Source organism: Hydrogenophaga sp. (assembly GCF_048549895.1).
GTDB lineage: Bacteria > Pseudomonadota > Gammaproteobacteria > Burkholderiales > Burkholderiaceae_C > Hydrogenophaga.
Map to the genome: position 1 here is coordinate 1 of NZ_JBLYYB010000111.1, position 10,552 is coordinate 10,552.

Sequence of the window (10,552 nt, forward strand, 5' to 3'; positions counted from 1 at the left end):
GGCACTCGCGGGCCGGTTGGCCTACATACAGCGACGTGTACTAGAAGTTGTCGCGATCCATAACCGACGCAGTGAAGGACTTAGCCCTGAGGATCTCGTCTACGAAAAAATTTCGACAGAAGACTTGGTGCTTCAAATGAAGCGTGTCGTCGATGAGATTTTCATGAACGAATGGATTCTTCTTGAAGGCAATACGCCAGAGTTTGAGGAAAAACGCGTGATTCGCGTCTGCGAGATGCAAGACATCGAAAAGCTGCCCAGTGGACCGACTAAAAATCATCTGACAAGCCTGAGAGACGAAGACCCTGAGTTCTTCTCAGTACTAGCCGATCTTCGGAACTCGTTTGTTCATCATTTTCCAGTTGCAGAGACGTATGTCCTCTACGGCGTAGACCGTCCCACCGTGAACACAATGCACGTGCCGAGGGGCCGACTGAACGACATGCGATTGATAGAGGTATGGCTTGAGGACTTGGTGAAGTCGTTCAATCGACTGTTGATCAGAACGTTCGGGGCGCCCTGAGCGAAGCGGCAAGTTTTAGAAACAAGTGATGCGTCGTGCTGTACGGCAGTGCCCAAAATGGCCTCGCTAGCCTTGAAGGACAATCACCCCATGACCGATCAAGCCTCCACCAAACCCGCCCTCCCCGACCGCCTCTCCATCGACGCCCGCAGCCCGCACCACGTGGCCGCCGTGTTCGAACACGACATCGGCATCCGCTTCAACGACAAGGAGCGTTTCGACGTGTCCGAGTACTGCATCAGCGAAGGCTGGGTGAAGGTGCCTTCGGGCAAAACGCTGGACCGCAAGGGCCAGCCGCTGCTGATCCAGCTCAAGGGCCGGGTCGAGGTCTTCTACAAATAGAGACCATTTGCGCTGAACGCATGGGATTGGCCGGACTCTGACCTCGCCTATGCAACGCAGATTGTTCTTTTCAGCCGCCGTGTGCGCAAGCTTTGGCAACCTGGCCCGGGCCAACGCGCCCGATGCCGACGACGCGCCTGGCAAGCCTCCGGGCGTTACCGTGCCGACCGCGGTGCTGCAGAGCTCGGTGGCGCAGCGTTTCCCCATGCGCTACCCGGTGCAGGGGCTGCTCAACCTAGACCTGCAAACTCCCACGCTGAGCCTGCTGCCCGCGCAGAACCGTCTGCGCGCCGCGATGGTGGTGAACGCCGCCGGCCCGGCGCTCAACCGCGGTCACCGAGGCACGTTCGACCTGGACTTTGCATTGCGCTATGAGGCCAGCGACCGCACGCTGCGCGCGCACCAGCTGCGCATCGACCGCCTGCGTTTCCCCAGCCTGCAACCCGGCGTGGTGGAGCTGCTCAACACCTACGCCCCCGCGCTGGCCGAGCAGTCGCTGCGCGAGGTGGTGCTGCACCGCCTGCAACCGCAAGACCTGCGCATGGCCGATGCCATGGGCATGCAGCCAGGCACGATCACGGTGACCGACGCCGGGCTGGTGATCGGCTTCGTGCTCAAGCCGCTGTGAAGTGTTCGTGACACCCGGGCGCACAATCGCCCGATGAAAGTTCCTCCCCGACTGCAATCCCTCGTTGAAGAGGGTCTCATCGACACCGTGGTGCGCCAGCTCATGAGCGGCAAGGAAGCCACTGTGTACGTGGTGCGCTGCGGCGATGAAACGCGCTGCGCCAAGATCTACAAGGAAGCGAACAACCGCAGCTTTCGCCAGGCGGTGGACTACACCGAGAACCGCAAGGTGAAGAACTCGCGCCAGGCGCGCGCCATGGCCAAGGGCACGAAGTTCGGCCGTGAATCGCAAGAAGCCGCGTGGCAAAGCGCCGAGGTGGACGCGCTCTACCGCCTGGCCGCGGCCGGCGTGCGGGTGCCCCAGCCGTTCAACTTCGCCGATGGTGTGCTGCTCATGGAGCTGGTGACCGACGCAGACGGCGACGCGGCCCCGCGCTTGAACGACGTGTCGTTCACCCCCGAGCAGGCGCGCCAGCACCACGCCACTTTGGTGGGCGAGGTGGTGCGCATGCTGTGCGCGGGTGTGGTGCACGGTGATTTGTCGGAGTTCAACATCCTGCTGGCGCATTCGGGCGACGACAACACCGACGACTTCCCGGTGATCATCGACCTGCCGCAGGCGGTGGACGCCGCCGGCAACAACCACGCCCAGCGCATGCTGCTGCGCGACGTGGCCAACCTGCGCGACTTCTTCGGCCAGTTCGCGCCCGAGCTCCTCAAGACGCAGTTCGGCGCCGAGATCTGGAGCCTGTACCAGAGCGGCCTGCTGAGCAACGACACGCCGCTCACTGGCCGCTACGAGCGCGCACCGGGCACGGTGGACCTGGGCAGTGTGATGCGCGAGATCGACGACGCGCGCGACGAAGACGCGGCCCGGCGCCTGCGCATGGCGCAGACGTAACCCCGTGTTTACACCGAGTACCTGCGGGGCCGTGTAAGGAATGCCGGTTGTGGTCGACTCAATGCCATGAACATCCCGTCCACCCTCACCCGCCGCCAGACCATGAAACTGCTTGCAATGCTTGGCCTGGGCTCACAGGCCGCCGCCCCCATGGCCACAGCCGTCGCAGCCACCGACCCCTGGAAACTCAGCGAGGCGGAGTGGAAAAAGCGCCTCACGCCGGCCCAGTTCGACGTGTTGCGCGAAGAAGGCACAGAGCGCCCGGGCAGCAGCCCGCTCAATGCCGAGAAACGCAAAGGCACTTTCCACTGTGGGGGTTGTGACCTGCCGCTGTTTTCGTCCGACACCAAGTACGAGAGCGGCACCGGCTGGCCGAGCTTTCACACGCCGCTGGCGGGCGCACTGGGCACCAAGACCGACTACAAGGCACTGTTTCCGCGCACCGAATACCACTGCGTGCGCTGCGACGGCCACCAGGGCCATGTGTTCAACGACGGCCCCAAGCCCAGCGGCAAACGCTACTGCAACAACGGCGTGGCGCTCACTTTCAAGGCGGCAGCATGAGCGGGCGTTGGCTGGGCAGCCTGCTGTCCCTCTTGGCTTCGGTTCTGCTTTCGGCAGGAGCGGTCCAAGCGCAAACAGCGCCCACCACCGCCACGGCCACGTTCGCAGGCGGCTGCTTCTGGTGCGTGGAGTCCGACTTCGACAAGATCCCCGGTGTGCTCTCGACCACCTCGGGCTACATCGGCGGTACGACGGCCAACCCGACCTACCAGCAGGTGTCCCGCAACGGCACCGGCCACGCCGAAGCGGTGGAGATCGTGTTCGACCCGGCCAAGGTGAGCTACGCCACGCTGGTTGAAAAGTTCTGGCGCACCATTGACCCGACCACCAAAGACCGCCAGTTCTGCGACACCGGCAACCCCTACCGCACGGCCATCTTCACGCACGACGCGGCGCAGGCGGAGGTGGTGAAACGCTCGCTGGCGGCGCTGGAGAAGTCCAAGCCGTTCAAGGAGCCCATCGTGACCGAAGTCGTCGCGGCCACGAAGTTCTACCCGGCTGAGGACTACCACCAGGACTACTACCTGAAGAACCCGATTCGCTACAAGTACTACCGCACGAGTTGTGGGCGCGATGCGCGGCTCGCCCAGTTGTGGGGCCCAGCCAAAAACTAGCCCCGCGGATGGTGCTGCGCCACGATGGTCTTGAGGCGTTCGCGGGCCACGTGGGTGTAGATGGTGGTGGTGGAAATGTCGGCGTGGCCGAGCAGCATCTGCACCGCGCGCAGATCTGCACCGTGGTTGAGCAGGTGGGTGGCGAACGCGTGGCGCAGGGTGTGGGGTGAAATGGGTGCGGTGATACCGGCGGCCAGCGCGTACTTCTTCACCAACTGCCAGAACATCGCACGCGTCATGGCCTCACCAGCTCTGGAGCCGCGTGAGGTGACGAACAGGTCTTCGCTCTGCAGGCCATTCAGAATGTCGCCGCGTCCCTGCCCCAGGTAACGCTGCAGCCACTGCCCTGCGACCTGGCCAAACGGCACCAGCCGCTCCTTGTTGCCCTTGCCGGTGATGCGCAGCACCTGCTCGTTCATGGCCACGTGCCAGGTTTTGAGCGTCACGAGCTCGCTCACGCGCAGGCCGCTGGCGTAGATCAACTCCAGCATGCAGCGGTCGCGCAGGCCCAGTGGCGTGCCCACGTCGGGCGCGTTGAGCAGAGCCTCCACCTGCGCTTCCGACAGGCTCTTGGGCACACGCGGGGGTTGGCGTGCAGGCGAGAGGCGCAGCGTCGGGTCGGTGCTGATGAAACGTTCGCGCAGCGCCCAGCGGAAGTAGCGCTTGAACACCGTGAGCCGGCGGTTGGCGGTGGTGGCGCGCGTCTGGCTGTGGCGCTCGCTGAAATAGCCATTGAGGTCGGCCTCGGTGGTCTGGGGCAATGTCTTGCCCCGCCCGGCCAGCCATTGGCCGAGCAAGACGAGATCACGCCGGTACGCGTCCAGCGTGTTGCGCGAGAGGCCCTCTTCGAGCCAGAGCGCGTCGACAAAAGCCCCGGCAAGGTCCTCGCTGGTCGATGCCAGGGCCGGGTCCATCAATCCAGTTTGAGCTTCTGCTTGGCGACCACTTCCTTGTAGACCTCGAACTCGGCCTTGATCTGCGCCGTGAACTCGGACGGCGTGTTGGCCACGATCAGCGAGCCGGTGTCTTCCACGCGCTTCTTCACGGCCGGATCGGTCAGCGCCTGCTTGGTGGCGTTGGAGATCTTGTCCACCACCTCCTGCGGCAGACCCTTGGGGCCGATCAGGCCGTAGTAGGCCATGCGGTTCACCGGCTCCAGGCCCACTTCCTTGAAGGTGGGCACATTGGGCATGCTGGCCACACGCTGGGGCGCGGCCACCACGATGGCGATCAGGCGGCCGTCGCGGATGAAGGGCAGCGCGGACGGCAGGTTGTCAAAAATGATCGGCACCTGGCCACCCACGGTGTCGTTGAGCGCAGGGCCCGCACCACGGTAAGGAATGTGGGTGATGAAGGTGTTGGTCAGGCTCTTGAACAGCTCGGTCTGCAGGTGGCCGATGCCGCCGGTGCCCGAGGTGGCGTAGCTGTATTTGCCCGGATTTTTCTTGATCTCGGCGAGGAATCCCTTGAAGTCCTTGGCCGGGAAGCTGGGGTGCACCGCGATCACGTTGGGCGTGGCCGCGATGTTGATGATGGGCGTGAAATCGGTGAGCGTGTTGTACGGAATCTTGGCGTTGATCGCGGGGTTGGCGGCGGTGGTCGACACCGTGGCCATGCCCAGGATGTAGCCGTCGGCCGGGGCGCGAGACAGTTCGAGCGCACCCACCACGCCGCCGCCACCGGCCTTGTTCTCCACGATCATGTTCTGGCCCAGGGCCTTGCCGAGCGACTCCGACATGACGCGGGCAATGATGTCGGTGGTACCGCCGGGTGCAAAGGGAACTTGCAGGCGAATGACCTTGTTGGGATAGGCCTGGGCCCAGGCGGAACCGCCCACAGCCACCGAGGCGGTGGCCAGACCGATTGCAACCAGTTGACGACGAGAAACCATGAGACTTGCTCCTTGCAAAAGACATCCAGAAAGGCAGGCCGGGTTCAGCCTGATTCGCGCAACCCGGGTACGGTCGCGCGATGCGAGCCTGCAATGTAGCCGCTGGGCAAGGGCGTGACCATGGGACAACTACATAAGTGGAAACCCCCGGCATGCCCTGGGGGGCACGCTATGCTCAGCCCGTGAACTTCGCCCAGCTGCTCTTCCCCGACTTCTCGCTCATCCTTTGCGGCTACCTGGTGTGCCGCTTCACCGCCCTCAACCGCAAGGTCTGGGAGCAGGTCGAGAGCCTCGTCTACTACTTTCTGTTTCCGGTGCTGCTGTTTCACAGCATCGTGAAGAGCCCGCTCGACCTGAGCCAGGCCTCCAGCCTCATGGGCGCTGGCATCTCGCTGGGCCTGTGCGGCATCGCGCTGTCGTATTCACTGCCCCACTGGCCCTGGATCGGCAAACACCTGGACGTGCGCCTGCATGCGGCCAGCGCGCAGGTGGGCTTTCGCTTCAACTCGTTCATTGCACTCGCCCTGGCCGAGAAAGTGGCTGGGCCGCCAGGCCTGCTCATGATCGCGGTGCTCATCGGCGTGTGCGTGCCGTTGTTCAACGTGGGCGCGGTGTGGCCCATGGCGCGCCACGCCAACAAGGGCTTCTTGCGCGAACTGCTGCGCAACCCGTTGATCGTGGGCACGGTGTCGGGGCTGGTGGCCAACCTGCTGGGGTTTTCCATGCCGTTCTGGCTGGAGCCCACGGTCAACCGCATCGGGCAGGCCTCGCTGGCGCTGGGCCTCATGGCCGCGGGCGCGGGCATGCAGTTCGGCATGCTGGCCAGCGCCAAGACGCTGGGTGGCCTGGTGCTCGCGGTGAAACACCTGGGCATGCCGGTGATGGCGCTCGGGCTGGCCCTGCTGTTCCGCCTCGACCCGACCCAGACCACCATCCTGCTCATGTTCTCGGCCGCGCCCACCGCGTCCAGCTGCTATGTGCTGGCCGCGCGCATGGGCTACAACCGACCCAACGTCGCCGGTCTGGTCACGCTGTCCACCGTGCTGGGCATCGTGAGCCTGCCGCTGGCCCTCGGCGTGCTCAGGCCACTGGCCGGCGCATGATGCTTTTTCTTCTTCGAAAGTCACCATGAACCCCTTGCGATGTTCCGCCCCCCTGTCCGGCCTGGTGCTGGGCCTGTTGTTCGCCACCTCGGCCGTGCATGCACAGGCCATCGGCGAGGTGGACACGGTATTCAAACTGTTCGGACCCGACCACAAGATCGTGGTCGAGGCGTTCGACGATCCCAAGGTCAAGGGCGTCACCTGCTACGTGTCGCGCGCCAAGACCGGTGGCATCAAGGGCGGCCTGGGTCTGGCCGAGGACACCTCGGACGCGAGTATCGAGTGCAAGCAGGTGGGCGCCGTGTCGTTCGTGGGCGACCCCATGAAACAACAGGAAGTGGTGTTCACCGAGCGCACGTCGTTCCTGTTCAAGAAGCTGCAGGTGGTGCGCATGGTCGACAAGACCCGCAACACCCTGGTCTACCTGAGCTACTCCGACCGCGTGATCGAAGGCTCGCCCGACAACAGCATCACCGCTGTTCCACTGCCGGCGGGCACCACCATCCCCATGCGCTGATTCAGCGCGGCGGCGCCACCAGGTCGATGCGCCGCTGCAGGGCGGCCGCTGCTGCGGCATCACCTGCGGCTTGGGTGCGTTGTTGTTGCACCTGCAACCAGGCCAGCAAGGGGCGGCGCCACCCACGCGCCGATGCGGTGTCCACCGCCATTGCGATCACGCCGGGCGTGGCCCGGCCGCTGCGAAAAAGCACGCCGGCGGCCACCAGTTGCGAGAGCGGGTCCTGGATCGCGGCCAATGCCGCGTCTGGCGCTGCGTTGCCCACGAGCGTCCGATGCGCCTCGGGCAGCAGCGCTGCATCGCCTGCCTGCGCGATGCCCGCCAGATACCGCGCATACGCCTGCTCGGCCGGTGCCGCGTCTTGCGCCAACGCGTCAAAGCCGGCGCAAGCTTCCACCACCAGACTGGCCACGCGCGTGGCACAACGCAGCAGCTCCAGCCGCGCCACCAGCGCCACCTGCCCCGTGCGCGCCACCTCGGCACGGGCCCGGTTGAACTCCGCCGCCTCGATGCGGCTGTTGCCACTGAGCCAGGCCTCAAGGGCGCGTTCGCTGCTGCCTTTGGCTTCAGCCGGCCAGTCGGGTGGGGGTGGGTTGCTGGAACAGGCGGCCACAGCAAGACAGAGCGCTGAGACAGCACCAACCCAGAAACACCGCGCAACCGGCTTTGCCGGGGCGCAGGGTGTTGCCCCCTGGAGGGGGGATGCGGCTACACGCAGTGAGCAAGCGACGGGGGTGATTTCGATCATGGAAGTTTGATCTCGGTGTCACGCGCAAACGGCCACTTGCGGTTGATGTCGTTGATGAGCCCGTCGACCTTGCGCAGGCTGGACTCCACCTCGCCGCGCAACACGCCCAAGTCGGTCGTGGCTTCTCGCGTGTTGCTGGCAATGCCCTGGGCCTCCACCAGCACCGCGTCCACCTTCTGCAGGCTGACCCTGGCCTCGGCCAGCATCCCATTGAGTTGCTGCACGGTCGCGCGGGCGTCGGTCACCAGGCCGCCATCGGCAGAGCCCTGTCCGAACACCTGTTTGTTGGCGTTGTTGACCAGGCTGTCCATGCGCGCGGCGAGTGCGTCGGCGCGCGCCAGCAGCGCATTGGTGCGCTCGATGGTGAGCACCATTTTTTTTGCGTCTTCGTCGTTGCCCATCAGCACGCCCATGGCGCCTTGCGGGCCCTTGAGCCGTTCGGTGGCGCTCTGCACGTTGTTCAAGGCGGTGTCCAGCGCGGCGTCCTTTTTGGTCAGCGCTGCCACGTTCTCCAGCACCTCGCGCATGCTCGCCGCGAGCTTCGGGATCTCGGCGGCGGTGTCGCCGCGCAACACCGTGCGCTCAGCGCCGTCGGGCAGCGCCGGGTCGTCGAGCACGCCGCTGTAGGCGCGGATGCGGGTGCCTCCCACCAGGCCACGCTCCATGGTGAAGATGCTGGAGGTGCGAAGCCACTTCGCGTCTTTGCTCGGCACATCGATCAGGATGCGCGCCGCACCGTCCGCACCGAGCTCGATGCGCGCCACGCGCCCGATGGGGAAACCCGCAAAGGTCATGTCCATGCCGACCACCACGCCCTCGGAGTCGTCGGAGATCAGCACCAGGCGCTGTGTGTCCTCGAACACACCGCGCGCAAACATCACGTAGACCGCCGAGCCGATCACCAGCACCAGCAAGGCCACGAGCAACAGCGCAGCCTTGAATTCGAGGTTCTTGATCTCGGGGGTCTCGGAGACCTTGGAATCGTCGGGTGTGGCGTTCATGGAAGATCAGTAGTAGTTGCCGACCAGGGAGATGACCTCGATGAGCAGCACCACCGAGAACAGGCGGGCGAACTCGGAGATGTCGCTGCGTTGTGCGTACAGGCCCTGTGCGTCCTGCTGCGCGCTGCCCGCCAGCGGCACCACCGCCACGGCCAGGCTGAAGAAAAGTGTCTTGAGCGTGAAGATCAGCGTCACTGCGGGCGTGAACACCTGGCCCACGCTGCGGGTGTAGCCCGGCAGGCCCCAGTGCGAGAACCCGTACACCGTGAAGTAGGTGAGCACCAGCGCGATCACGCAGCTCAAGGCAGCAAGCATGAGCACCGAGAACACCGACGCCAGGGCGCGGGGCAGCAGCTCGGTGGTCAAGAGCACCCTCTGGCCCCAGGCCTGGCCCGTGCGCTGGTGGGCAGACAGCTGCTCGCGCACCCACTGCGCGCCCGGCATGGCATAGCGCGCGGCGACAAACATGGCGGCATACAGCGGAATGAGTTCGAGCACCAGCGTGCGCACCAGCACATCCAGCGCGTACTGCGACAGGCCGTAGCTGTCAGCGGTGGCCACCACGATGCGGATCAGCACCAGGCTGATGAGCGCCGAGAGCACGAGGAAGCCGGTGAGCAGCGGTGCGGTGGCCTGATGGATGTGCAACAACACACTCTGCCGGCGCGGCCCTGTGGCGTAGCTTGATGGCGTGAGCGCCATCACCAGAATCTGCGCGCCCAGCATGATCACCTGCCACCAGGTGATCCACCACATGCGCACCCGATGACCCCATCGGGTCATGGCGGTCTGGCTGGCAGAGACAGGGTTCATCGTTTGATGATAGTCCGGGGTGTGTGAAGGTCGGGCGTCGATGCCGTGTGCAAAGGTGACAGCACGCTGGTGAAAACGCGCATGGTCAAAGCGGTTGATTCGGCTCCAATCAGGCCACCGGATCACGCCACCGTCCATCCCTTCAGGAGACCATGCATGTCAACTACCCTTCCCCCGGTGGTGCGCCGCCAGACCATCGCCGACGCACTGCACCGCACGGCGTTGCGCTTGCCGGACAAGACCGCCATCGTCTGCGGCACCACCACCTGGACCTACGCCGACTTCGACGCCCTGGTCAGCCGCCTGGCTGCTGGGCTGGCGCACCTGGGCGTGGCCGAGGGCGACAAGGTGGCCGTGCTGGCGCGCAATTCCCATGGCTTCGCTGCGCTTCGGTTTGCCCTGGCGCGCCGCGGCGCGGTGCTGGTGCCGATCAACTTCATGCTCAAGGCCGACGAGGTGGCGTACATCCTGCGGCACGCGGGCGCCAGGACCCTGGCCACCGACAGCGGTCTGGCCGCGCTGGCGCGCGAAGCCGCCGCGCTGGACACGGTGGTGGAGCGTTTCATCTGGCTGCCTGGCGAAGACCCGAGTGAGCCCGACCCGGCCATGCACCGCTTCGACCACCTGGCCGCCTGCCCCGACCCGCTGCCCGAGGTGGATCTGGGCAGTTTTGACCTCGCACAGATCGTCTACACGAGCGGCACCGAGTCCACGCCCAAGGGCGCCATGCTCACGCACGACGCGGTGTTGTGGCAGTACGTGAGCTGCGTGATCAACGCCGAGATCGCCGAGGTGGACCGCGCGCTGCACGCGTTGCCGCTCTACCACTGCGCCCAGCTCGACGTGTTCTTCGGCCCCGCCATCTACATCGGCAGCAGCAATGTGATCACGTCCAAACCCGTGCCCGA

Annotated in this window: 14 protein-coding genes; 9 read left to right on the forward strand and 5 right to left on the reverse strand. The window is 65.2% G+C overall.

All coding sequences use genetic code 11. The annotated features are described in order from the left end of the window. From ACN4F8_RS11840 to msrA, 6 genes are all read left to right on the forward strand, one after another. Positions 1-523, forward strand: a 523-nt coding sequence (locus ACN4F8_RS11840; protein ID WP_419473785.1) for a hypothetical protein, incomplete at its 5' end; no start/stop codon positions are given. Positions 524-613: 90 nt separating this feature from the next. After that, positions 614-865, forward strand: coding sequence for a DUF3297 family protein (locus ACN4F8_RS11845; protein ID WP_419473786.1), 252 nt, complete (start codon positions 614-616; stop codon positions 863-865). Positions 866-914: 49 nt separating this feature from the next. Next, positions 915-1,493 carry a DUF1439 domain-containing protein gene (locus ACN4F8_RS11850; protein ID WP_419473787.1) on the forward strand — a complete coding sequence of 193 codons (579 nt, stop codon included), beginning with the start codon at positions 915-917 and terminating at the stop codon, positions 1,491-1,493. A gap of 33 nt (positions 1,494-1,526) precedes the next feature. Then, on the forward strand, positions 1,527-2,393 hold the full coding sequence (locus tag ACN4F8_RS11855; protein ID WP_419473788.1) for a PA4780 family RIO1-like protein kinase: 867 nt from the start codon (positions 1,527-1,529) through the stop codon (positions 2,391-2,393). 66 nt (positions 2,394-2,459) lie between these two features. Continuing rightward, positions 2,460-2,957 (forward strand): peptide-methionine (R)-S-oxide reductase MsrB, encoded by a 498-nt coding sequence (msrB, locus tag ACN4F8_RS11860; RefSeq protein WP_419473789.1) that lies wholly within the window; start codon positions 2,460-2,462, stop codon positions 2,955-2,957. After that, on the forward strand, positions 2,954-3,571 hold the full coding sequence (gene msrA, locus ACN4F8_RS11865; protein ID WP_419473790.1) for a peptide-methionine (S)-S-oxide reductase MsrA: 618 nt from the start codon (positions 2,954-2,956) through the stop codon (positions 3,569-3,571). Before msrB ends, msrA begins: the two co-directional genes overlap by 4 nt. Here msrA and xerD read toward each other — a convergent pair. Continuing rightward, entirely contained in the window at positions 3,568-4,485 is a 918-nt protein-coding gene (gene xerD / locus ACN4F8_RS11870) for a site-specific tyrosine recombinase XerD (protein ID WP_419473791.1), read from the reverse strand. The two genes, msrA and xerD, sit on opposite strands and share 4 nt — an antisense overlap. Then, the gene (locus ACN4F8_RS11875; protein ID WP_419473792.1) at positions 4,485-5,462 is read right to left on the reverse strand and encodes a tripartite tricarboxylate transporter substrate binding protein BugE; all 978 of its coding nucleotides are present in this window, start codon (positions 5,460-5,462) and stop codon (positions 4,485-4,487) included. The genes xerD and ACN4F8_RS11875 overlap by 1 nt, the downstream gene beginning before the upstream one ends. Positions 5,463-5,644: 182 nt before the next feature. Here ACN4F8_RS11875 and ACN4F8_RS11880 point away from each other — a divergent pair, with 182 nt between their 5' ends. Further along, the gene (locus ACN4F8_RS11880; RefSeq protein ID WP_419473793.1) at positions 5,645-6,565 is read left to right on the forward strand and encodes an AEC family transporter; all 921 of its coding nucleotides are present in this window, start codon (positions 5,645-5,647) and stop codon (positions 6,563-6,565) included. A gap of 25 nt (positions 6,566-6,590) precedes the next feature. Continuing rightward, positions 6,591-7,082: a CreA family protein gene (locus tag ACN4F8_RS11885; protein ID WP_419473794.1), complete on the forward strand. Its 492-nt coding sequence runs from the start codon at positions 6,591-6,593 to the stop codon at positions 7,080-7,082. Between the two features lies 1 nt (position 7,083). Here the strand turns inward: ACN4F8_RS11885 and ACN4F8_RS11890 are convergent, their stop codons facing one another. The 3 genes from ACN4F8_RS11890 to ACN4F8_RS11900 form a co-directional block, all read right to left on the reverse strand. Further along, on the reverse strand, positions 7,084-7,695 hold the full coding sequence (locus tag ACN4F8_RS11890; protein WP_419473795.1) for a hypothetical protein: 612 nt from the start codon (positions 7,693-7,695) through the stop codon (positions 7,084-7,086). Between the two features lie 131 nt (positions 7,696-7,826). Beyond that, positions 7,827-8,831, reverse strand: coding sequence for an MlaD family protein (locus ACN4F8_RS11895; protein ID WP_419473796.1), 1,005 nt, complete (start codon positions 8,829-8,831; stop codon positions 7,827-7,829). Positions 8,832-8,837: 6 nt separating this feature from the next. Then, positions 8,838-9,644: an MlaE family ABC transporter permease gene (locus ACN4F8_RS11900; protein WP_419473797.1), complete on the reverse strand. Its 807-nt coding sequence runs from the start codon at positions 9,642-9,644 to the stop codon at positions 8,838-8,840. Between the two features lie 156 nt (positions 9,645-9,800). Here ACN4F8_RS11900 and ACN4F8_RS11905 point away from each other — a divergent pair. Beyond that, positions 9,801-10,552 (forward strand): AMP-binding protein (locus ACN4F8_RS11905; RefSeq protein WP_419473798.1); only part of this gene is annotated, 752 nt, incomplete at its 3' end.